This is a genomic window from Macrococcus brunensis (assembly GCF_022343725.1).
Lineage (GTDB): Bacteria > Bacillota > Bacilli > Staphylococcales > Staphylococcaceae > Macrococcus > Macrococcus brunensis.
This window is the reverse complement of record NZ_CP092179.1, coordinates 410,540-432,403: the sequence shown is the minus strand read 5'-3', so window position 1 is coordinate 432,403 and position 21,864 is coordinate 410,540. Positions and strand designations below refer to the sequence as shown.

The 21,864-nt window shown below is 42.8% G+C and carries 17 protein-coding genes, 6 tRNA genes and 3 rRNA genes; 4 read left to right on the top strand and 22 right to left on the bottom strand.

Annotation, left to right across the window (positions count from 1 at the left end):
* Positions 1-22: 22 nt before the first annotated feature.
* A complete protein-coding gene (locus tag MGG13_RS02340) occupies positions 23-1,291 on the bottom strand; it encodes a helix-turn-helix domain-containing protein (RefSeq protein WP_239035228.1) in 1,269 nt (422 codons plus the stop codon).
* A 186-nt stretch (positions 1,292-1,477) separates the two neighbouring features.
* On the opposite strand from MGG13_RS02340, the gene MGG13_RS02335 reads away from it, so the two are divergent.
* Together MGG13_RS02335 and MGG13_RS02330 are read left to right on the top strand one after the other, a co-directional pair.
* Positions 1,478-1,939, top strand: a complete 462-nt coding sequence (locus MGG13_RS02335; protein WP_133432723.1) for an ArsR/SmtB family transcription factor — start codon at positions 1,478-1,480, stop codon at positions 1,937-1,939.
* A gap of 171 nt (positions 1,940-2,110) precedes the next feature.
* Entirely contained in the window at positions 2,111-3,559 is a 1,449-nt protein-coding gene (locus tag MGG13_RS02330; RefSeq protein WP_239035227.1) for an IS1182 family transposase, read from the top strand.
* A 132-nt stretch (positions 3,560-3,691) separates the two neighbouring features.
* Here the strand turns inward: MGG13_RS02330 and rocF are convergent, their stop codons facing one another.
* The 12 genes from rocF to MGG13_RS02270 form a co-directional block, all read right to left on the bottom strand.
* Entirely contained in the window at positions 3,692-4,597 is a 906-nt protein-coding gene (rocF, locus tag MGG13_RS02325; protein ID WP_239035226.1) for an arginase, read from the bottom strand.
* A 166-nt stretch (positions 4,598-4,763) separates the two neighbouring features.
* Positions 4,764-4,836: transfer RNA gene (locus tag MGG13_RS02320), tRNA-Lys, on the bottom strand.
* A 3-nt stretch (positions 4,837-4,839) separates the two neighbouring features.
* A tRNA-Gln gene (locus tag MGG13_RS02315) sits at positions 4,840-4,914 on the bottom strand.
* A gap of 4 nt (positions 4,915-4,918) precedes the next feature.
* Positions 4,919-5,002: transfer RNA gene (locus MGG13_RS02310), tRNA-Tyr, on the bottom strand.
* A gap of 30 nt (positions 5,003-5,032) precedes the next feature.
* Positions 5,033-5,108: transfer RNA gene (locus MGG13_RS02305), tRNA-Val, on the bottom strand.
* A gap of 3 nt (positions 5,109-5,111) precedes the next feature.
* Positions 5,112-5,183: transfer RNA gene (locus MGG13_RS02300), tRNA-Glu, on the bottom strand.
* Positions 5,184-5,258, bottom strand: a tRNA-Asn gene (locus MGG13_RS02295).
* 14 nt (positions 5,259-5,272) lie between these two features.
* A 5S ribosomal RNA gene (gene rrf / locus MGG13_RS02290) occupies positions 5,273-5,387 on the bottom strand.
* Positions 5,388-5,471: 84 nt separating this feature from the next.
* Positions 5,472-8,394: ribosomal RNA gene (locus MGG13_RS02285) — 23S ribosomal RNA — on the bottom strand.
* A gap of 237 nt (positions 8,395-8,631) precedes the next feature.
* A 16S ribosomal RNA gene (locus MGG13_RS02280) occupies positions 8,632-10,184 on the bottom strand.
* The 16S, 23S and 5S rRNA genes sit together here with 6 tRNA genes alongside, the layout of an rRNA operon.
* Positions 10,185-10,623: 439 nt before the next feature.
* Entirely contained in the window at positions 10,624-11,289 is a 666-nt protein-coding gene (locus MGG13_RS02275; protein ID WP_239035225.1) for a KinB-signaling pathway activation protein, read from the bottom strand.
* Between the two features lie 12 nt (positions 11,290-11,301).
* Complete coding sequence (locus tag MGG13_RS02270; protein ID WP_420827914.1) at positions 11,302-12,330, bottom strand: P-loop NTPase; 1,029 nt, start codon at positions 12,328-12,330, stop codon at positions 11,302-11,304.
* Between the two features lie 163 nt (positions 12,331-12,493).
* Between MGG13_RS02270 and MGG13_RS02265 the strand changes: the two genes are divergently transcribed.
* Complete coding sequence (locus MGG13_RS02265; protein ID WP_239035223.1) at positions 12,494-13,954, top strand: alpha-amylase; 1,461 nt, start codon at positions 12,494-12,496, stop codon at positions 13,952-13,954.
* A gap of 78 nt (positions 13,955-14,032) precedes the next feature.
* Here MGG13_RS02265 and MGG13_RS02260 read toward each other — a convergent pair whose 3' ends face one another.
* The 9 genes from MGG13_RS02260 to MGG13_RS02220 all read right to left on the bottom strand — a co-directional run bounded on the left by MGG13_RS02260 (position 14,033) and on the right by MGG13_RS02220 (position 21,419).
* Positions 14,033-14,503: a SepA family multidrug efflux transporter gene (locus MGG13_RS02260; protein ID WP_133431711.1), complete on the bottom strand. Its 471-nt coding sequence runs from the start codon at positions 14,501-14,503 to the stop codon at positions 14,033-14,035.
* Between the two features lie 12 nt (positions 14,504-14,515).
* The gene (locus MGG13_RS02255; protein ID WP_239035222.1) at positions 14,516-16,045 is read right to left on the bottom strand and encodes an amidohydrolase; all 1,530 of its coding nucleotides are present in this window, start codon (positions 16,043-16,045) and stop codon (positions 14,516-14,518) included.
* A 65-nt stretch (positions 16,046-16,110) separates the two neighbouring features.
* A complete protein-coding gene (ypfJ, locus tag MGG13_RS02250) occupies positions 16,111-16,986 on the bottom strand; it encodes a KPN_02809 family neutral zinc metallopeptidase (RefSeq protein ID WP_239035221.1) in 876 nt (291 codons plus the stop codon).
* Between the two features lie 95 nt (positions 16,987-17,081).
* Positions 17,082-18,143, bottom strand: coding sequence for an efflux RND transporter periplasmic adaptor subunit (locus MGG13_RS02245; protein WP_239035220.1), 1,062 nt, complete (start codon positions 18,141-18,143; stop codon positions 17,082-17,084).
* 41 nt (positions 18,144-18,184) lie between these two features.
* Positions 18,185-18,415: a hypothetical protein gene (locus MGG13_RS02240; protein WP_239035219.1), complete on the bottom strand. Its 231-nt coding sequence runs from the start codon at positions 18,413-18,415 to the stop codon at positions 18,185-18,187.
* Positions 18,416-18,423: 8 nt separating this feature from the next.
* Entirely contained in the window at positions 18,424-19,611 is a 1,188-nt protein-coding gene (locus MGG13_RS02235) for a UTP--glucose-1-phosphate uridylyltransferase (RefSeq protein ID WP_239035218.1), read from the bottom strand.
* A gap of 31 nt (positions 19,612-19,642) precedes the next feature.
* Positions 19,643-20,146: a metal-dependent hydrolase gene (locus tag MGG13_RS02230; RefSeq protein ID WP_133431717.1), complete on the bottom strand. Its 504-nt coding sequence runs from the start codon at positions 20,144-20,146 to the stop codon at positions 19,643-19,645.
* On the bottom strand, positions 20,143-20,829 hold the full coding sequence (locus MGG13_RS02225; protein WP_239035217.1) for a DNA alkylation repair protein: 687 nt from the start codon (positions 20,827-20,829) through the stop codon (positions 20,143-20,145). Before MGG13_RS02225 ends, MGG13_RS02230 begins: the two co-directional genes overlap by 4 nt.
* Positions 20,826-21,419, bottom strand: coding sequence for a hypothetical protein (locus MGG13_RS02220; RefSeq protein ID WP_239035216.1), 594 nt, complete (start codon positions 21,417-21,419; stop codon positions 20,826-20,828). Before MGG13_RS02220 ends, MGG13_RS02225 begins: the two co-directional genes overlap by 4 nt.
* Positions 21,420-21,584: 165 nt before the next feature.
* On the opposite strand from MGG13_RS02220, the gene MGG13_RS02215 reads away from it, so the two are divergent.
* The gene (locus MGG13_RS02215) at positions 21,585-21,845 is read left to right on the top strand and encodes a SunI/YnzG family protein (RefSeq protein WP_133431720.1); all 261 of its coding nucleotides are present in this window, start codon (positions 21,585-21,587) and stop codon (positions 21,843-21,845) included.
* The last annotated feature ends 19 nt before the right edge of the window (positions 21,846-21,864 follow it).

Genomic DNA, 21,864 nt, shown 5'->3' with positions numbered 1-21,864 from the left:
TCCATGCTGTGACTCTTCATTATTATATCATGTCAGTAACGAGTTCATCATAGAAGTGCACGCTTTTCTCGTAATATTCTAATGATTTATCGATTTTTCCGACTTTGCGATATAAGTCAGCAAGTTTAGGATAGAGTCTTGTTTTGAATAAGGGTTCTTCCTTAGCGTCTACAGACTTAAGCAGGTAATCGATTGCCGCATCCATATAGCCCTCCATCACACAAATATCACCCATGATTTCAAAGGCAAATCCAGCTGAATCTTCAGCAATGGCACCTTGTACAAGTTTTTTCGCTTCTTCCAGCTGACCCAGATGAGACATAGCCTGTGCATAGCGCAGATTAATGGTCAGTACAAAAGGATGGTCAATGTTATGATCTTCAATAATTTTAAGTACCTTCTTAAGTTCATCATAAGCTTCTTTATATTTTTTAGTTTTAATCATCAATATCGCAAGATTTGTGGTTACACCGGCTATTTGCATGGCATCATTATCAAGTTCAGCATATTTGATTGCACGTCGAATATGTTCTTCTGCTAAATCATAATTTCTGATACCATATTTCGCTTTGAACAACGAATTCTCGATACTGCAGCCTTTATGATGTGTATTCAGTTTCTTATTCAGAGCGAGAGCATCTTTGTTAAAGTTAATTGAGACGAGGTTTTCTCCCATCAGACGATAGTATTCGCCTAGCAGCGACAGTATAGTGACACGAGTCGTATTAGTGATATTCTCATAAATAGTGACGTTGTTTGCTTTAGTCAGCTGCTTAATCGCTTCATCCGTATGATATTCCTCAAACTCGATACGAGCGAGTAGTATCAGACAACGTAAATAGAGATTGACCTCTTTCATGCCTTCTACAATCTTGACCGCTTTATTCACTTCTTCTCTTGCGGATACAAATTCTTCTTTACTGAAGAAATAACTCGCTCTGATCCAGTAAGTGGCACCACGCTCGTATTCAGTGATACTTTCCAGAGTATGATAGTCTTTAGCAATAAACTCATCTAAACGTGAATAGTCTTCTGTCTTAACATTATTCTCAGCCCACTTTATTTCTTTCTTAATATCCAGAAGACTTAAGTTTCTTTCTGAAGCTGTTGTGGTGAAGTCATCCAGCGTACAGTTTAGTTTAACACTTAATTTCTTCAGCACATTGGTGGAGGGATGGACCGTGTTCTTTTCAATCAAACTTAAATAAGTTCTTGAAATAATTCCTTCTGCCAGTTCCTGCTGGGTCATATTAGCTGCATTTCTTAATTCTTTTACACGTTGTCCAACCATGATGAAACCTCCTTTTAAGATTTATTATACAATAATTAACAAAAAAAAATATATACTTATTAATATTATTTTTGCTAATTTTGAGTTAACGATTCTAGGGATAAATATATCTATTCGTGTAGAAAGTTGACATCACGCTAATTCAAGTTAATAATTAAAATATCAATGTATATAAAGGAGTATCTCATGCAGGATTTTTTACTGATTGACAACCTAGCACAGCTTAAATGTATCAGTGATCCATTCCGCATCAAGTTACTGGAATGTCTCTATGACACTTCTAAGACCGGCCAGCAGCTTGCTGATGAACTGGAGATTCCACGTGCCAAGATTCATTACCATTTAAGAGAGATGGAGAAGTACGGTTTCATTGAAATCGTCAAAACCGAACAGAAAATCAGTATCATTCAGAAGTTCTATGCACCTACGGCCAAAGCATTTATACCAGCTGAACACCTGCTGCAGTTCCATACTGATGAAGCTTCTGCTAAGCAGGACACAGAAAAATCTGGCAAGGAGCTGAAGGTCCAGATAGACGAAAAAGAACTGCCCCAACTCAAAAAAGACTTAAAGAAATTTCTTAAAAAAGCTTCCTCCAAGTCTGGTGATACGCACTATGAAGTACATATCGAAACTGTAAAAAAATAAGAGCAGCCAGGGAGGCCACTGAAAATCTCCTTTAATAATCTACGATTATTCTGATAATTAAAGAAGAATCGCAATTGAATAAAAATCTTTTAGAGAACATGAATTTTGAAATTCATGTTCTTTATTTTGTTCTCATCATTTAAACTTAAGGAAACAGGGGGGAGTCGTTCGATGATCAGACCGGATTCACAGAAGATGAACAGTAATTATTCAGACCTTTATGACATAGTTGTACCTAAAAATAATAAACTGAGAAGAGTGAAAGACATTATCGATTTTTCATTCATCTACGATGAAGTAATAGAAAATTATTCGATAACGAAAGGAAGAAGTGCCGTAAGTCCTGTCAGAATGTTCAAATATCTGCTTCTGAAAGTTATTTTTGATTTATCAGACGTTGATGTGGTGGAACGCTCACGTTATGATATGTCTTTTAAGTTTTTTCTGGATATGGCGCCTGAAGAAGAAGTGATTCACTCCAGTTCTCTCACAAAGTTTAGAAAGCTTCGTCTCAAGGACATGAACCTGCTGGATCTGCTGATTAAAACTTCCGTTGAAACAGCACAAAATCAGGGCGTTCTAAATGGATCCACCTTAATCGTTGATGCCACCCATAGTCAGTCGAGGTACAATGCTTACCTTCCGAAGGAGATTCTTCAGAAACGTTCAAATCAGATTGTATATGCCGCAGGCAAAATAGATGACACGAAGATAAAACCTCTAAAGCTTAATGATTGTTCTACAAAAGAAGCACTGGATCTGTCGAAATCTTTTCTGGATGATCTGTTAAAAGAAGAAAAGTATCTGTCCATTCCATCCGTGAAAGAAAAAATAAACTATTTCAAAGAAACAATTGAGGATTGTGAGTCAACCTATACAGTATCGGTGGATGAAGATGCACGTGTTGGGCACAAATCAGAAGATAAGTCGTTCTTTGGCTATAAGAACCATCTCGCAATGAACACCGACCGTATCATCACAGCGGCTGTTGTAACTACCGGAGAGAAATCCGATGGATGTTACCTGTCGCAGTTGATTGAGAAATCACGTGAAAATGGTGTAGAAGTGGACACCGTTATAGGTGACACAGCCTACTCATCAAGAGACAATCTGGATTACTGCTTTAATGATAATATCGAACTGGTTTCAAAACTCCATCCCCATATTATTCATGGTGTCCGTAAAGAGAATCAGGCCTTTGAATATAATAAGGATGCAGGTATGTTTGTATGTCCGGCAGGACAGTTAGCCGTTAGAAAAGCGCGTCAGGGAAAAAAGCAGGGTCAAAACCAGACGGATACTTATTATTTTGACATTGATAAATGCCAGATCTGCCCTCTCAAAATAGGATGTTATAGAGATGGCGCTAAATCTAAAACAGACAGCGTGACAATAAAATCAGAAACCCATAAACATCAGATGAAGTTCATGGATTCTGAAAGATTCAAGTTAATCTCAAGAAAACGATATATGATTGAGGCAAAGAACTCTGAATTAAAAAATAGACACGGTATGAAAAGATCAAAATACGCGGGTCTATTAAATATGGAAATGCAGACGGCTGCGACAATATTCGTAGTGAATGTCAAAAGAATCATAAAACTTATAGATGAAAAATAGGATAAAAGAACCCGTTATTTCCTAATGTTGAGGAAATTGACGGGTTCTTTTATACTATTGAGTTGTTGGAATTAGTGAGCTTATAGAAAATCGTGAGATTTTCAGTGGCCTCCAGCCAGGGCTGCTCTTTTTCTATAGTAATTTATCTCCGAAGAACGTGACCAGTAATTCTACTGCCTGGTTTGCCGTCTTGTTGTTAATATCAATCAGCGGATTGACTTCAACAATTTCCATTGACGTCACACGTTCAGAATCATGCAGCATCTCAAGTGCTAAATGACTTTCACGGTAAGATATACCTCCTGGGACTGTTGTGCCTGTCCCTGGTGTCTCTACAGGATCCAGTGCATCTACATCGAGCGATAAATGAATGCCATCCGTTTCCTTCAAGTATTCAAGCGTCTCTTCAATGACTTGACCCATACCGATTCTATCGATATCAGACATCGTGTATGTTTTAATACCGACTTCTTTGATATACGCTTTTTCGCCTTCATCTAAGTCACGCATACCGATCAGAACAATATTCTCTGTTTTCACTTTATTCTTGTAGCCACCGATGTTGACTAAGTCTGGATGACCGTCACCAATCAGCGCTCTTAAAGGCATGCCGTGAATATTGCCAGAAGGCGATGAATCAGCAATATTTAAATCTCCGTGCGCATCGTACCAGATAACACCCAGATTATCGTAATGTTTTTTCACGCCGGATATCGTTCCCATCGCTATCGAGTGATCTCCTCCGATAACGAGTGGGTACTTTCCTGCTGTTATTGTCTGATCGACTTCATTGCAAAGAGTCTCGCAGAATTCCACGACTTCAGGAAGATTGCGAAGCCCTCCGTCCTGCTCACTACGATATTTCTGCATATCGATTGCTGGACTCTTAACATTTCCTTTATCATTTACTTCAAGTCCTAAGTTTTCAAGTCTAGCTACTAAATCAGCATACCGTATGGCATCCGGCCCAAGATTTACCCCTAATTTACGCTGACCAAATGCACTCGGTGCACCAATAATTTCAATTGTTTTATTCATTATAGAATCCCCTTTAAACAAGTTTAAGAAAACGTTCTCATAACTTTATTTTAAACGAGACACTTGTGATATGCAACTATGTATAAAATTGAAGATATTTCCATACACTACACTATATATATTTAGTCATACAAAAAAACCATATCCAGAAGGATATGGTTTAAGATGAGCCATAGAGGATTCGAACCTCTGACCCTTTGATTAAAAGTCAAATGCTCTACCAACTGAGCTAATGGCTCTAATGGCTGGGGTAGCTGGATTCGAACCAACGAGTGACGGAGTCAAAGTCCGTTGCCTTACCGCTTGGCTATACCCCAAGAATGGTGGAGGGGGGCAGATTCGAACTGCCGAACCCGAAGGAGCGGATTTACAGTCCGCCGCGTTTAGCCACTTCGCTACCCCTCCAGCTTATATATGTAAGAGTAAAATTTAAAATGGTGGAGGATGACGGGATCGAACCGCCGACCCTCTGCTTGTAAGGCAGATGCTCTCCCAGCTGAGCTAATCCTCCAAATGACCCCTACGGGATTCGAACCCGTGTTACCGCCGTGAAAGGGCGGTGTCTTAACCGCTTGACCAAGGGGCCTGGCTCCACAGGTAGGACTCGAACCTACGACCGATCGGTTAACAGCCGATAGCTCTACCACTGAGCTACTGTGGATAAATAAAAAAACTGCCCGGCAACGTCCTACTCTTGCGGAACGTAAGTCCAACTACCATCGGCGCTAGAGAGCTTAACTTCTGTGTTCGGTATGGGAACAGGTGTGACCTCTCTGCCATCATCACCAGACAGGGTGAGAATATTATACTCTCAAAACTAGATAAGTAAGAAGAAATTGATTCACAAGCTCACCGAGCTTAAAAAATCTGATATTTGATTAAGTCTTCGATCGATTAGTATTCGTCAGCTCCACACATTACTGTGCTTCCACCTCGAACCTATTGACCTCATCATCTTTGAGGGATCTTATAACCGAAGTTGGGAAATCTCATCTTGAGGGGGGCTTCATGCTTAGATGCTTTCAGCACTTATCCCGTCCATACATAGCTACCCAGCTATGCCGCTGGCGCGACAACTGGTACACCAGAGGTATGTCCATCCCGGTCCTCTCGTACTAAGGACAGCTCCTCTCAAATTTCCTACGCCCACGACGGATAGGGACCGAACTGTCTCACGACGTTCTGAACCCAGCTCGCGTACCGCTTTAATGGGCGAACAGCCCAACCCTTGGGACCGACTACAGCCCCAGGATGCGATGAGCCGACATCGAGGTGCCAAACCTCCCCGTCGATGTGAACTCTTGGGGGAGATAAGCCTGTTATCCCCGGGGTAGCTTTTATCCGTTGAGCGATGGCCCTTCCATGCGGAACCACCGGATCACTAAGTCCGTCTTTCGACCCTGCTCGACTTGTAGGTCTCGCAGTCAAGCTCCCTTGTGCCTTTACACTCTGCGAATGATTTCCAACCATTCTGAGGGAACCTTTGAGCGCCTCCGTTACTCTTTAGGAGGCGACCGCCCCAGTCAAACTGCCCGCCTGACACTGTCTCCCGCCACGATAAGTGGCGCGGGTTAGAAAGTCAACACAGCCAGGGTAGTATCCCACCAGCGCCTCCACGTAAGCTGACGCTCACGCTTCAAAGGCTCCTACCTATCCTGTACAAGCTGTGCCGAATTTCAATATCAGGCTGCAGTAAAGCTCCACGGGGTCTTTCCGTCCTGTCGCGGGTAACCTGCATCTTCACAGGTACTATGATTTCACCGAGTCTCTCGTTGAGACAGTGCCCAAATCGTTACGCCTTTCGTGCGGGTCGGAACTTACCCGACAAGGAATTTCGCTACCTTAGGACCGTTATAGTTACGGCCGCCGTTTACTGGGGCTTCAATTCGTAGCTTCGCGAGATGCTAACCACTCCTTTTAACCTTCCAGCACCGGGCAGGCGTCAGCCCCTATACGTCACCTTACGGTTTTGCAGAGACCTGTGTTTTTGATAAACAGTCGCTTGGGCCTATTCACTGCGGCTCTTCAGGGCTTGCACCCTAAAAAGCACCCCTTCTCCCGAAGTTACGGGGTCATTTTGCCGAGTTCCTTAACGAGAGTTCGCTCGCTCACCTTAGAATTCTCATCTTGACTACCTGTGTCGGTTTGCGGTACGGGCACCTGATATCTAACTAGAGGCTTTTCTTGGCAGTGTGAAATCAACGACTTCGCTACTTAATTTCGCTCCCCATCACATCCTGACCTTACGAGTGCCGGATTTGCCTGACACTCAGTCTCAATGCTTGGACGTACATAACCAACAGTACGATCGCCTATCCTTCTGCGTCCCCCCATCGTTCAAACAATCTCAGGTGGTACAGGAATATCTACCTGTTATCCATCGCCTACGCCTGTCGGCCTCGGCTTAGGTCCCGACTAACCCAGAGCGGACGAGCCTTCCTCTGGAAACCTTAGTCAATCGGTGGACGGGATTCTCACCCGTCTTTCGCTACTCACTCCGGCATTCTCACTTCCAAGCGCTCCACATGTCCTTACGGTCATGCTTCGACGCCCTTGGAACGCTCTCCTACCATTGTCCTACGGACAATCCACAGCTTCGGTAATATGTTTAGCCCCGGTACATTTTCGGCGCAGCGTCACTCGACTAGTGAGCTATTACGCACTCTTTAAATGATGGCTGCTTCTAAGCCAACATCCTAGTTGTCTGGGCAACGCCACATCCTTTTCCACTTAACATATATTTTGGGACCTTAGCTGGTGGTCTGGGCTGTTTCCCTCTCGACTACGGACCTTATCACCCGCAGTCTGACTCCCGCATTAAATTATCTGGCATTCGGAGTTTGTCTGAATTCGGTAACCCGAGGGGGGCCCCTAGTCCAAACAGTGCTCTACCTCCAGTAATCATCATGCGAGGCTAGCCCTAAAGCTATTTCGGAGAGAACCAGCTATCTCCAGGTTCGATTGGAATTTCTCCGCTACCCACACCTCATCCGCTCACTTTTCAACGTAAGTCGGTTCGGTCCTCCATTCAGTGTTACCTGAACTTCAACCTGGACATGGGTAGATCACCTGGTTTCGGGTCTACGTCCTGATACTCATTCGCCCTGTTCAGACTCGCTTTCGCTGCGGCTCCGCATCCACTGCTTAACCTTGCATCAAAACGTAACTCGCCGGATCATTCTACAAAAGGCACGCCATCACCCATTAACGGGCTCTGACTACTTGTAAGCACACGGTTTCAGGTTCTATTTCACTCCCCTTCCGGGGTGCTTTTCACCTTTCCCTCACGGTACTGGTTCACTATCGGTCACTAGAGAGTATTTAGCCTTGGGAGATGGTCCTCCCGGATTCCGACGGAATTCCACGTGTTCCGCCGTACTCAGGATCCACTCAGGAGGGGACGACTTTTCGACTACAGGACCTTTACCTTCTATGGTTGACTTTTCCAAAGTCATTCGTCTAAATCGTTCCTTTGTAACTCCGTGCTGAGTGTCCTACAACCCCAGGATGCAAGCATCCTGGTTTGGGCTCTTCCCGTTTCGCTCGCCGCTACTCAGGGAATCGAGTTTTCTTTCTCTTCCTCCGGGTACTTAGATGTTTCAGTTCTCCGGGTGTGCCTTCTCATATGCTATGTATTCACATATGGATAACATGACATAACTCATGCTGGGTTTCCCCATTCGGAAATCTCTGGATCAGTGCTTACTTACAGCTCCCCAGAGCATATCGTCGTTAGTAACGTCCTTCTTCGGCTTCTAGTGCCAAGGCATCCACCGTGCGCCCTTAATAACTTAATCTGTTATTAATAATGTGATGTCTGTATGAATACAGACGCGCGATTTTTTGAGAATTCAATAAATGAACTCACTCGGTTTTGCTTGGTAAAATCTTTTTTCTTCTTACTTTATCTAGTTTTCAAAGTACAATCTGAATGAACTGAACCGTAAGGTTCTATGAACACTCAAAACTGAATACAATATGTCAATGTCAATTCCTAAGAGATATCGAGTATCTCTTTTCCGTATTATCCTTAGAAAGGAGGTGATCCAGCCGCACCTTCCGATACGGCTACCTTGTTACGACTTCACCCCAATCATCTGTCCCACCTTCGACGGCTAGCTCCTAAAAGGTTACTCCACCGGCTTCGGGTGTTACAAACTCTCGTGGTGTGACGGGCGGTGTGTACAAGACCCGGGAACGTATTCACCGTAGCATGCTGATCTACGATTACTAGCGATTCCAGCTTCATGTAGTCGAGTTGCAGACTACAATCCGAACTGAGAATGGTTTTATGGGATTTGCTTGACCTCGCGGTTTCGCTGCCCTTTGTACCATCCATTGTAGCACGTGTGTAGCCCAAATCATAAGGGGCATGATGATTTGACGTCATCCCCACCTTCCTCCGGTTTGTCACCGGCAGTCTCTCTAGAGTGCCCAACTGAATGATGGCAACTAAAGATAAGGGTTGCGCTCGTTGCGGGACTTAACCCAACATCTCACGACACGAGCTGACGACAACCATGCACCACCTGTCACTCTGTCCCCCGAAGGGGAACGCTCTGTCTCCAGAGTTGTCAGAGGATGTCAAGATTTGGTAAGGTTCTTCGCGTTGCTTCGAATTAAACCACATGCTCCACCGCTTGTGCGGGTCCCCGTCAATTCCTTTGAGTTTCAGTCTTGCGACCGTACTCCCCAGGCGGAGTGCTTAATGCGTTAGCTGCAGCACTGAGGGGCGGAAACCCCCCAACACTTAGCACTCATCGTTTACGGCGTGGACTACCAGGGTATCTAATCCTGTTTGATCCCCACGCTTTCGCACCTCAGCGTCAGTTACAGACCAGAGAGCCGCCTTCGCCACTGGTGTTCCTCCATATCTCTGCGCATTTCACCGCTACACATGGAATTCCACTCTCCTCTTCTGCACTCAAGTCTCCCAGTTTCCAATGACCCTCCCCGGTTGAGCCGGGGGCTTTCACATCAGACTTAAGAAACCGCCTACGCGCGCTTTACGCCCAATAATTCCGGATAACGCTTGCCACCTACGTATTACCGCGGCTGCTGGCACGTAGTTAGCCGTGGCTTTCTGGTAAGGTACCGTCAAGGTACGTTCAGTTACTAACGTACTTGTTCTTCCCTTACAACAGAGTTTTACGATCCGAAAACCTTCTTCACTCACGCGGCGTTGCTCCGTCAGACTTTCGTCCATTGCGGAAGATTCCCTACTGCTGCCTCCCGTAGGAGTCTGGGCCGTGTCTCAGTCCCAGTGTGGCCGATCACCCTCTCAGGTCGGCTACGCATCGTCGCCTTGGTGAGCCGTTACCTCACCAACTAGCTAATGCGCCGCGGGTCCATCTGTAAGTGACAGCCGAAACCGTCTTTCACTATTCCACCATGAGGTGGAAAATATTATCCGGTATTAGCTCCGGTTTCCCGAAGTTATCCCAGTCTTACAGGTAGGTTACCCACGTGTTACTCACCCGTCCGCCGCTGACTTCAGAGGTGCAAGCACCTCGTCTGTCCGCTCGACTTGCATGTATTAGGCACGCCGCCAGCGTTCATCCTGAGCCAGGATCAAACTCTCCATAAAAGTGTTTGATAAAGCTCTTTGATTGGTTGAGCCAATCACTCTTGAAAGTACTGTTAGTACTCAAATTATTGGAATTAACGTTGACATATTGTCATTCAGTTTTCAATGTTCATTTTTTGTCTCACAAGATTAAATTATATCAGCTTACCTTTCGCTTGGCAAGACTTTTATTTAAGAAGTTTTACACTTCGTATTAGTCAGTCAAGTTTAAGTGACTGTCTCTTTCAAGCTTGCATTAAAAATTTTACTCGAACCAATCACTCGTTTCAAGTATCACTTTTACACTTTCAAGACTTTTCACTTGCAATCTTGTTTTAAAGCATCTGTCGTTTTCAGCGACTTTAATATCATAACAAGAGGATATAAAACTGTCAACAACTTTAGCTAACTTTTTTCAAAAAATAAAAGAACCCCTTTATAAGGAGTTCTTTCAGGGGGTCTATGAACGCTTCTTCTTTGCTGCAGGTTGTGTAGATGCCATTCGCTTTTCTCTACGCTTTGCTCTTTCTACTTTTGAAGCTTCATTGTACTTCGGCATCATTAAAAGCTGAAAAGCATTGCATAGAAGTAATGGAAATATCGTTGTATATAACCACGTTGTGTCTTCTACTTTTAAGAAAGGAATGAGTTCAACGATGGTCATCACGATCATAAAGAACATTGCAGGTATCCAGACATTTGTCGCTGTCAGCTTAGACTTATACCAGCTGACAATAAGCGCACTGATCAGGACAAGTATCGGTATCCATATAAATTTTGCGACATCGCCGTGCTGTTCGCCAAATCTAAGAAAACGGAAATAGACAAGATCAAAGAATGCAAACAATGTGATAACGACCTGAATCGGTTTCCAGGCAGTTCTGAATATCCCGAGCCCCAGCTGATGAATAAAGAGATAACTGAAGTAAGCAAGCTGACTGATAGTAGCAATGAGCAAGCCATAACCCATAAACCAGACCAGTGCTGCCAGAAACTCACCTACCTGCCCATCCATCAGAAACGCAGTGAGCTTATCATATGCAAAAATCAGACTGACCAGAATAGTCGTTACAAGTCCAATCAGTAAAGTCGTACCATAAAACTTCAGTAAATTTCTAAGTGTCACTCTATTGCCTCTCTATCTATTAGTCTTACTAATAATTTTTTCTGCCATAGCTTGATAGATATAGCCCAGCTGATGGTTTTCATCATATATCGATGGCGCAAAGTCCGCTTCGTCCCATTCAGGCTGTGCAAGCGGTAATTGTCCTAACAGATCTGTATGAAGTTCTTCAGCTAGTTTGGCACCGCCACCTTGACCGAAGACATATTCACGGTTGCCTGTTTCTTTGCTTTCAAAATAAGACATATTTTCAACGACACCTAAGATTTCATGATCTGTCTGCAGTGCCATTGCACCTGCACGTGCCGCAACAAATGCTGCAGTCGGATGCGGTGTTGTGACAATAATCTCTTTGCTCTTCGGTAAAATAGTATGCACATCAAGTGCAACATCTCCTGTACCTGGTGGTAAATCAAGAAGGATATAATCCAGCTCGCCCCACTCTACTTCCTCAAAGAAGTTGGTGATCATCTTACCGAGCATCGGGCCACGCCAGATAACCGGCGCGTTCTCTTCTACAAAGAATGCCATTGAGATGACTTTCACACCGAAACGTTCAACAGGCACAATCATCTGGCCATTGATGCCTGGTCGTTCAGTGATACCCATCATATCAGGCACGCTGAACCCATAGATATCAGCATCTACCAGTCCGACGCGTTTACCTAATCTTGCAAGCGCAACTGCGAGGTTAACAGAGACTGTTGATTTACCCACGCCACCTTTACCTGAAGCAATTGAGATAAACTCAACATTTTCAAGTTTACGTTCAACAGGTGATGCTGCTTCTCCGCGGTACTGTTCAAGCGTTGCAGCATCCAGTTCCTCAAAACGGATCCCCACTGTATTCGCACCATTCGTTTTAAGTGCTTCAACAACTTGCTGCTGCAGGTCAAGCTGTGGCTGACCCCCTAGTTTAGCAATCGCCAGTTTAACACTGACATGTTCTTTTTCTTCTTTAATAGTCAGTTCTTTGATCCCGCCTGTTTCTTTTAAAGGCTGGTCAATAACAGGGTCTTTCAATTGGCCGATTAATTCAATCATCAGTTCTCTACTTAACAATTTAAACGCTCCTTCTTCTTCTATTAGAACTAGTATAACAAAAAATTAATAAATCACATTATTATTCGTCCGAATTGTCTTACTTTTCAGCTACGGTGGTATACTGTATATATTCACAAACTAAAATGTAGAGGAATGAAACAAGATGATACAGAATCATACAATCATGCAGTACTTCGAATGGCATACGAACGGTGACGGCAATCACTGGAACCGTTTAAAAGAAGATGCACCTAATCTGAAAGAAAGAGGTATTGATGCAGTTTGGATTCCTCCAGTAACAAAAGCAGATAATGTCGCAAACCCAGGTTACAGCGTCTATGATGTCTATGATCTCGGGGAGTTCGACCAAAAAGGCGAAGTCCGAACTAAATATGGCACCAAAAAAGAACTGAAGGCGGCTATTAAGGCCTGTCATGACAATGACATCAAAGTTTATGTCGATATTGTCATGAATCATAAAGCAGGTGCTGATGAAACAGAAGTATTCAAAGTAGTTGAAGTCGATGCTGAAAACCGCATGAAGGTCATCTCAGAACCATTTGATATTGAAGCTTATACCAAATTCACTTTCCCAGGTCGTAAAAATAAATACAGTAAATTCAAATGGAACTATAACCACTTCAACGGCACTGATTATGACCATAAGACAGGAAAAACAGGCATCTATAAAATTCTCGGTGAAAATAAAGACTGGAATGAAAATGTAGACGACGAAAAAGGGAACTTCGACTACTTGATGTTCTGTAATATTGATTACAAACACCCTGACGTCAGAAAAGAGATGATTGAATGGGGTAAATGGCTGATTGATGAACTAGATATTGATGGTATGCGATTAGATGCAATCAAGCATATCGAATCATACTTTATCCGTGATTTTGTTCATGCAATGAATGAACATTCTGAGAAGCCCTTCTACTTCGTCGGTGAATTCTGGCTGCCGGACCTTGAGACAAATGAGAATTTCCTGACAGATGCTGATTATGCGCTTGACCTCTTCGATGTTAAGCTTCATTACAATTTCAAAGAAGCGTCTGAAAGAGGACAAGGTTATGACCTCCGTCAACTGTTCGATAAAACGCTGGTCCAGGAAAATCCGCTTAATGCAGTCACTTTCGTGGATAATCATGATTCCCAGCCGGGCGAAGCGCTGGAGTCATTCGTCAAAGATTGGTTCAAACCCCTTGCCTATGCGTCAATTCTACTCAGATATGATGGTTTCCCGGTCATCTTCTATGGTGACTACTACGGCATCGGCGGTGAGATGCCGATAGACGGTAAACAGGCGATGATCGATACCTTGCTTTTCATCCGTAAAAATAAAGCTTATGGCCTGCAGGATGATTATTTCGACCATGAACATGTCATCGGCTGGGTACGCCGCGGTGCGAAAGAAGTTGAAAATTCGGGCTGTGCTGTCATCATGAACAGCAGTACAGAAGAAGCACAGAAACAGATGTTTGTCGGTAAAGAACGCCGCGGTCAAGTCTGGCTCGATTATAATAACATCCGCGAAGATGAAGTGATTATAGATGACGATGGTAACGGCTTGTTCAAAGTCAATCCGGGCAGCGTCTCAGTCTACTGTCAGAAAGACCTGTAAAAGGTATTCACTAGTTACGAGGAAAAAAGCCTGTATGTCTATTGGACATACAGGCTTTTTATATCTATTGCCTTAATATTATTCATCATCTGACTGATTTAAATCTTCACTATTCGGATAGAAAATCTCAGTCAGCGCGTAAAGAACAGAAATAATGATGAAAATCACTAAAAAGTTGATGCGAATATACTGGTAATTGACATGTACAAAGAAATAGAAGATCAACGTTGCTGAGATAGTGATGACTCCGTGTACAAGAGGTGCCTTAAAATAAATATTATCTGGATAAATGCGTTTCAGATTATCAAAAACAAATTCCACTATGCGCAGTAGAAAAAATCCACCCGCTATATATGAACCGTAGTAAAAAAGGTTGTCCGCAAAACTTTGATTGTAAGTAAATTCGGCCAGGTGCCACGCAATCAGAATGCGGCTGAGACCGAACAGACCGAACGACACAAATATGAGAAATATCAAACCGGATACCAGAAAGATAGTCGTCATAAAAGCAAGTGTCATCATCTTGCTGACATCTATTTTGAATTTCATCCTGTGCCTCCTTTATTGGCGATATACAATATCTCCGTCTACGATGGTCATCTTGTTGCGAATGTCCGCAATATTCCCGGTAGTAAGCGGATCTCTTTCAAGTACTGTAAAGTCTGCTAAATAGCCTGCTTTAATCATTCCATTGTCCGGGCGATGTCCGACTACAGCAGCATTTACAGTAAAGAGCTTTAACGCTTCGTAAACAGATAGACATTCTTCAGTAAAATACTGTGTCTGACTACCGAACGGACGTCTGTTGACAGCTGCATCTATACTCTTCAGCGGATTAAATGATTCTATTGGTGAATCAGAACCACCGCCTATCATAATACCCGCTTCCACCAATGATTTCCAGGCGTATGCATAACGACTTCGCTTTTCACCGACACGGTCTATTGCCCACGGGAAGTCAGATGTCGCAAAAAGAGGCTGCACGTCACAGATCACAGGCATATTCTTCATACGTCCGATTAAATCCGGTGACAGAAAACTGACATGAATCAGTCTGTCATGACCTGATATCGGCGGATATTTCTCAATCGCATCCAGCACCATTTCGCAGGCTCTGTCACCGATGATATGAACTGCGACTGTGGCGTTGTGACGTCGTGCACGCTGTACCTGCTCTTCCAGTTCCTCTTGACTAAAGATTGCAAGACCATTCGTATCCGACTGATCACTGTATGGCTCACGGAACAAAGCAGTCCGGCCACCCAATGCACCATCTGCATAAAACTTCATCGCGTCTTTTTTCAGCCAGTCAGTGAAAGGATAGTCTGCCAAGTCTTCAAAAACAGAATAATGACGCAGCAGATTGAGTCTCAGCTGTATTTTATTCTTGCCGAATACTTGAGTATAGGCAGTAAAAACATTGTCAGGACTATTATAGTACCCTAAGTCTTCTGTATGAATACCCGTCAGTCCGACTGCGTGCATTTCATAGGCTGCTCGTTCCATGTGACGTTTAAGTGAGTTAACCGTCTCATTCAGGCTGGCGTTCACGAATAGATCCATCGCATGATCATGTACCCAGCCATTTAGTCGACCCTCTATTTTTTCAAAATGTCCTGCGTCCATATCTTCTACATCATCCTGGATATTCATCGCCTTAAGTGCTGCACTATTGACAATAGCAGCGTGGCGACACACTCGTTTAATGATGACACGGCAATCCGCAAGCTCATCGATTTCATTTCTTGTCAGCCTGTAATTCAGCTGGTTATCATTATACCCTTCACAGACTAGCCAGCTTTCGCTCGGTAGTTGACGTGCAACATTCCGCAGTTTTTCTTTCACTTCTTCTATGGAAGTGTCATCTTTGAAATTAACGCTGCCAAGCGCCATTCCTGTTCCCACCAGATGGATATGCGTATCCACAAAGCCTGGAAACATGACTGCACCTTGAAGATCAATATATTCCGCTTCAATCTCCGGAACTTCATCATATAACGCTTTGATCCGGTTACCCTCTACGAGAACTGCTTTTACCTTATGATCTTCTTGCTGCATCGTGTAAATCGTGCCGCCATAAAATAGTTTCATCTTTTACCCCCAAAAAAAGAAGATATACTTCTTTAAGTATATCTTCTCTTCGCTTCTATAATCAATTATAAGTCAAGGCCCATCGCACTGAATGTATCGCCACCATTGACGTTACCCGTGTCAAAACCTTTTTTAAACCACTTCATACGTTGTTCACTTGTACCGTGTGTGAAGCTTTCCGGGTTGACTCGTCCAGTCGCATTTCTCTGAAGCGTGTCGTCACCGACTGCATGTGCCGCTTTAATTGCTTCTTCTACATCACCTTCATCAGTGATGCCTGCTTCTTTCTCATAGTGTGCATAGACACCTGCAAAGTAGTCGGCCTGAAGTTCAAGCGCAACTGAATATTTATTGAATTCTGCTTCACTTAACTGTTGTCTTAAACGATTAACTTTATCAGAAATACCGAGTTCATATTGAACATGGTGGCCCACTTCATGCGCAATTACATAAGCCATCGCAAAGTCACCAGGTGCATTTAACTGCTGCTCTAACTGATCCATAAATGTTAAATCGATATAAAGCTTCTGGTCACCCGGGCAGTAGAAAGGCCCCATAGAAGAACTCGCGCTACCACAGGCTGTATTCACGCCATTAGAGAATAGAACCATTTTGGGTTCATGATAAGTACGATTATGTTCCTGGAAAATATTATTCCAAACATCTTCTGTATCTTTCAGAACAACAGAGGCAAACTGTTTACGTTCATCTGCTGAACCGTCTGTCTGTGTGGTCTGTTGCTGCTGTGTCTGCTGCTGACCAGAATCCCCGCCTAAAATATCAGGGTTACCGCCCATCATCATATAGATAATTGCAATAATAATACCCAGACAGCCGATACCACCGCCGCCTGCTGCCATACCGCCACCAGGGAAGCCACCGCCTCCACCGCCACGTACATCTTCTACGTTTGAACTTCCTTGTCTACCTTGCCACTGCATAAGGTTACCTCCGCCATCTACTTAGTAATTTATTTTAGTTATACCCCTATTTCTAAGAAATTATCATACAAAAAAAAATAAGCTGATCTCTCAGCTTACTTTTTATAGGCTTGCAGTTTATCGATAGCCGATAATCCTTTTGTAACGAGGACATACTGTTTTGCTTCTCGCTCTACTGTTACTTTAGTCTCACTCTTATCACTGCCATAAACTTTTTTGACATAATACTCTGGTTTATTGTTCTTCATCACTTTTTTAACATACTTTTCAGGCAACCAGACATGATCTTTTTTCGACGGATGAACCGCTATTGATAACCGGTCACCTATATACAATCCATCTGCTTTGTTCAAGCTGCCTTCAATAAGAAATCCCTTAACGCCCTGTGACTTACCGCGCAATTCATCACGTGGTATAAGAGCCACTTTAGTCAGTGAACCTTTAACAGGTTGATCACCAGTAGTTTCAAATGGCATAACAGGAGAGAGTAGTTCAACTTCACCACGACGAGCATAACCTTCAAAATATGGTTTCCCTGTACTCATCGTCAGGACTGGTTTATCTTGACGAACAGCTGTAAAAGATTGCAGCTGATCGTCATCGATATCAAGAATAGTGCCTGCCTGACTCGCCTTAATCGTCAGCGCTCCTAATTTATCTTCCTGCTTCTTCTGTTTTTCTTCAAGAATACTGATGTTATTTTCAGCTTTCGTCAACTCAGACTCGAGCCAGTTAATCTGCGCTTCAATAGAGGCGCTCTGTTCAGAAGTCGCTTCAGATAGCCGTTCCTCATAAGCAGATATCTGACCTTCAATCTGTTCCTTTTCCACGCGTTTATTATCTATCTGCAGGCTCAGTTCTGTATTCCCTTCCTGCCCCGCTGCTCTATATGTATAAAGTGGATTGCCTGCTGCCACTGTCTCGCCCTCTTTAACATGAACCTTTACCGGATCATTCTTAGCCGGTTTCAGATAATAAGTAGCCTGATGCTGAGCAACTTTACCCTCTATGATAATCGTCTGATTTTTGATGAAATCATCAACATAGATGGTGTTTTTAGCCTGATTGGACTTGTAAGCCATATAGATGGCACTGCCCACAATCAAAGCAAAGATAAGCAAAGTAAGTAACAGTGGCCATAGCCAATTTCTTTTCATTTTTTCCCTCATTCATTATGTCGTTCAGAACACGATTTGAATTATTTCAGCAGACGGTCATCATCTGATTTGATATGTGCATTGAAGTTCTTCATATTCTGGCGCTTCATCGCCTGATAGTAGCGGATAAACAGATAAATAAATACAATCGCTACAAATAGAGAGACAAAGCCCATCCAAGTTAACTGACCTCGTCCATCTGCCAGAATAAAATAATAGGCAAAATAAAGATTAATCAGTGCAATCGCACCAAAACCGATATAAGGTAACATACGACCTCCTAGATAATATGATTATCGACCAGCGCTTGTCTCGCTGTCTCTATACTATCTTTCCCCTCTTTATTCTTAAGTGGACTGAATTCAGACTCCCGGTCTACTTGCAATGTCTTGAAAGTCTCTGCATAACGGAAAATATCGAAATAGAACTTTTCGAATTTTAATGTTTCTTTCTTCACGACAGCAAAATCTTCGTCCAGCTGTTCAAGGTTTTTCACGGCTAAATGATAAGGAAGAGCCTGAGTAGAAGCTTCTTCAAGAAAATCACGTCTGAAAATATGAATGCCGATATTACCATTTGTAAACTGATTCTCGAGTCCTTCCGGCAGTTCTGTATATTCCATAACCTGTTTCTTATCATCCGCCATAATAACACGTCCAACACTTTCACCATTCAGAGGTCGAATGGTTTTAGTAGTGACATCGGCGCCTGATTCAACAGCAAGTCCGCAGAAAACAGGGTCCAGAACTTTTACGAGGACATTATCGATATTATTGAGATAGATATAATCGATACCTCGTTTATTCATCGTCTGATAGAGACCCGTTGCAGCAAGCGCCTCAAAAATACCGCCATTTCCGTTAGGCGATGTCAGGAGTTCGCCTTTCGTATTTAATAACAGCTGACCATCAGGTGATAAAGCCACGATATTAGGCTGTTTGAAGAACGTAATATTTTCCTCGTGGTAATTAAAGAAATGATGTTCCTTGAAGAATTCAAGTGTCTCTTCATGGTTGATATCACTTGTCATAATGAACCATGGAATCGTTGTATTACATTCAGCAGAAATCTTAAGGAGCTGCTTCGCCTGTAGTTCAAAGAGACTGATTTCATCGAAGCTGAATGTGCCTTTCGGTCCCGGGTGAGCAAGACGCGTGCCTTGTCCGCCTGCCATAAGCAGCGCTGCAAATCGTCCTTCTCGAATAGCTTGACGACCTAGCGTTTCAAGTTCACTAAGACGTTCTTCTGTTATTTCAGATTTTACTTCCGTCTCTACGTCCGTCAGCTGACCGGCCGGCGCTTCAACGTGGCGGTTAACATAGACATTTTCATAGAGTGCTGCCACTTCATCCAAATTCAGTGAACTTAAATCCTGCGTCAGTTTATTCTTTTCTTCTTCAGACATCATCGTCAGCATTTCAGACAGTGCATGGTGATTATAATTCGGTAAATCCTGCAAAGTAGCCATAATTTCTCCTTTAATAACCTGAGTTTTAGTATCAATTTAACCAGTTGATTGTACGATGAAACATTTCAACATAAACCAGATAGACGGTCAATAATGTAAATGTAGTTGCCAGAGACAGATCAACAACGCCTCCTGTCTTAAAGTTAATCGGAAGAACAACTTTATAGTCAAGAGGGAAAAAGAGGGCAACGCCTCTCGGTGTTAACATATCTAGTATAATATGGCTCGCGATGCCAAGTAAACTAGAGATGATATAAATGAAATCTATATTGAGAAGCGTCAGGATGACAGCTGTCAGACCCATAAAAAATAAGGAATGCGTCATAGTTCGGTGGCCGAAGAAAAAGCCAATGAGTAGGCTTAGTAATTTTAACTTGCGTCCGATCTTACTGCCTGCATGACAAATATCAGGAACCAGACTGAATGCTGCTGTTGTCGCAATGATTGCGACAGACTGTCCTAAATCAGTAGTCGTTTTAAGCGCATAACCTGTTCCGAGCAGAATACCGAAAGCGAGATGGGTTTTCCCTGTCATACATGCTCCCCCTTCGCTCTCAGCCATTTCAAAGCTTCTCGTTCACTTAGCTTTGATAATTCAGCTGTACTGACATAGCTGACAACAAAGTCAGGCGCTGTCTTTGAATATTCTCTCAGAATCCAGCCAATTGCTTTTCTGATAAAAAATTCTTTTTCATATTTTAGATGTTCAATCATTTTAATCAGTAAGTCCTCATTCATTGTACTCTTAAATTTCAGTTGATGCAGAAGTCCTGCACGTTGCAGCCAGAAATGATCTGACTGTACCCAGGCCATCATGCGGTCTAAGTCTGCCGGATGACCCTGTCTGATGATATGACCGACGATATTCGGACTTAAATCATCTATGGAATCCCACCAGCTATTCTGCAGCAGCAAGGACTCCACAAAAGGTAAATCGGCAGAGGTAAGTCCATTCTTCTTTTTTTCCAGCAGACGCATCGCGAAGTAATGATATTCTCGTTCCGGTTCTATAAAAAGTGCTTGCACTAGTTTTTTCAGTTCTTCCCCTTCAGGCAATGCGTACGATTTAAACAATTCGCGATTAATCGGTGCACTTTCTTTCTTTTTGATTCCTAAAAACGGGAACTGATTCTTCATATACCGGCTCATTGCAATACTGTTCTCTGCATCACTATAAGGTGCATACGTTTTTTTAATGATATCAAGCGTTAATATCATGATGGTTCTTCCGTCGCTTCAGTTGTTAAATTTTTTTCTATCTCTACTGCTTCCACAGTTGCCTCTTCAGTTGTCATCTGTTCAGTCGACGGCTGTTCTGTCATTGGCGCTTCAGTTGTCGGAGTCTCAGATGTCACTTGCTCTGTCGTCACACTTTCTGTCGCAGGCGGGACTATCTTGACCTCGGCCGTTGGATGTTCCGTCTTTCTGCAATGATGATCCTGGCAGAGATAGCCTTCAGTCGCAAGATTATTCCAGGCGCGCGAATATTCAGGCGTATCTGTATATTTAGTACAAGTGCCTGCTAAGAGACAGTTTCTCGCTTCATTGTAGACAGCTGTATCATACTGCTTTTCGGCCGGCATTTCTGTTGACGTATTCTCCGGTGATTTCACTCTAACTTTTACAGAAGGTTTCTTATCTTCATTATTTTCAGTGGATTGTTTTGTGTCTTTTTGTGTGGCTTTATGTGTATCTTTCGTCGCTTTTATGTTTTCTTTCTCTATTCGCGAGTCTTTTTCATCTGATGTCTGCTGACAGCCTGACAACATCACCAATAAGCCAAGAACTAGAACCATTTGCTGTTTCATGTTCTCTCTCCTTACCATTAGTATTTAACTATTATACTGGTTATTCATGAAAAAGGAATCTATTAATACTATGAAACGCTGTCAGTCTCTATCCGCATTATTTGTAAGCGTACGAAAAAAGGGGTATATTATAAGTAACAAAATATAAAAAGGATGTGTTTATCAATGGCAATGACAATCACTAAAAACGATAAAGAAGTTAACATTAAATGGCGTGTAGCGGATATTACAATCCCTAACGAAGATATCGTCAGCGTTAAAGAAGATACTAATATTTATGCTGCAACTGATGAAAACCAGGAGAACGTTGTACGTATTGGCTCTACTTTTGGTAAAACAAACCGTATTCTGTTAGAAACTAAAGATAAATCTTATATCATCTATACACACAATGATAAAAAAATCCTTAACGAATTAAATAAATAATATAAAGGGTCGCACTTCT

What these genes read in the sequence shown, in the direction of transcription:
- MGG13_RS02340 (WP_239035228.1), bottom strand. Translation starts at nt 1,291, where the DNA reads ATGGTTGGACAACGTGTAAAAGAATTAAGAAATGCAGCTAATATGACC.
- MGG13_RS02335 (WP_133432723.1), top strand. Translation starts at nt 1,478, where the DNA reads ATGCAGGATTTTTTACTGATTGACAACCTAGCACAGCTTAAATGTATC.
- MGG13_RS02330 (WP_239035227.1), top strand. Translation starts at nt 2,111, where the DNA reads ATGATCAGACCGGATTCACAGAAGATGAACAGTAATTATTCAGACCTT.
- rocF (WP_239035226.1), bottom strand. Translation starts at nt 4,597, where the DNA reads ATGAATAAAACAATTGAAATTATTGGTGCACCGAGTGCATTTGGTCAG.
- MGG13_RS02270 (WP_420827914.1), bottom strand. Translation starts at nt 12,330, where the DNA reads ATGATTGAATTAATCGGCCAATTGAAAGACCCTGTTATTGACCAGCCT.
- MGG13_RS02265 (WP_239035223.1), top strand. Translation starts at nt 12,494, where the DNA reads ATGATACAGAATCATACAATCATGCAGTACTTCGAATGGCATACGAAC.
- MGG13_RS02260 (WP_133431711.1), bottom strand. Translation starts at nt 14,503, where the DNA reads ATGAAATTCAAAATAGATGTCAGCAAGATGATGACACTTGCTTTTATG.
- MGG13_RS02255 (WP_239035222.1), bottom strand. Translation starts at nt 16,045, where the DNA reads ATGAAACTATTTTATGGCGGCACGATTTACACGATGCAGCAAGAAGAT.
- ypfJ (WP_239035221.1), bottom strand. Translation starts at nt 16,986, where the DNA reads ATGCAGTGGCAAGGTAGACAAGGAAGTTCAAACGTAGAAGATGTACGT.
- MGG13_RS02245 (WP_239035220.1), bottom strand. Translation starts at nt 18,143, where the DNA reads ATGAAAAGAAATTGGCTATGGCCACTGTTACTTACTTTGCTTATCTTT.
- MGG13_RS02240 (WP_239035219.1), bottom strand. Translation starts at nt 18,415, where the DNA reads ATGTTACCTTATATCGGTTTTGGTGCGATTGCACTGATTAATCTTTAT.
- MGG13_RS02235 (WP_239035218.1), bottom strand. Translation starts at nt 19,611, where the DNA reads ATGGCTACTTTGCAGGATTTACCGAATTATAATCACCATGCACTGTCT.
- MGG13_RS02230 (WP_133431717.1), bottom strand. Translation starts at nt 20,146, where the DNA reads ATGACAGGGAAAACCCATCTCGCTTTCGGTATTCTGCTCGGAACAGGT.
- MGG13_RS02225 (WP_239035217.1), bottom strand. Translation starts at nt 20,829, where the DNA reads ATGATATTAACGCTTGATATCATTAAAAAAACGTATGCACCTTATAGT.
- MGG13_RS02220 (WP_239035216.1), bottom strand. Translation starts at nt 21,419, where the DNA reads ATGAAACAGCAAATGGTTCTAGTTCTTGGCTTATTGGTGATGTTGTCA.
- MGG13_RS02215 (WP_133431720.1), top strand. Translation starts at nt 21,585, where the DNA reads ATGGCAATGACAATCACTAAAAACGATAAAGAAGTTAACATTAAATGG.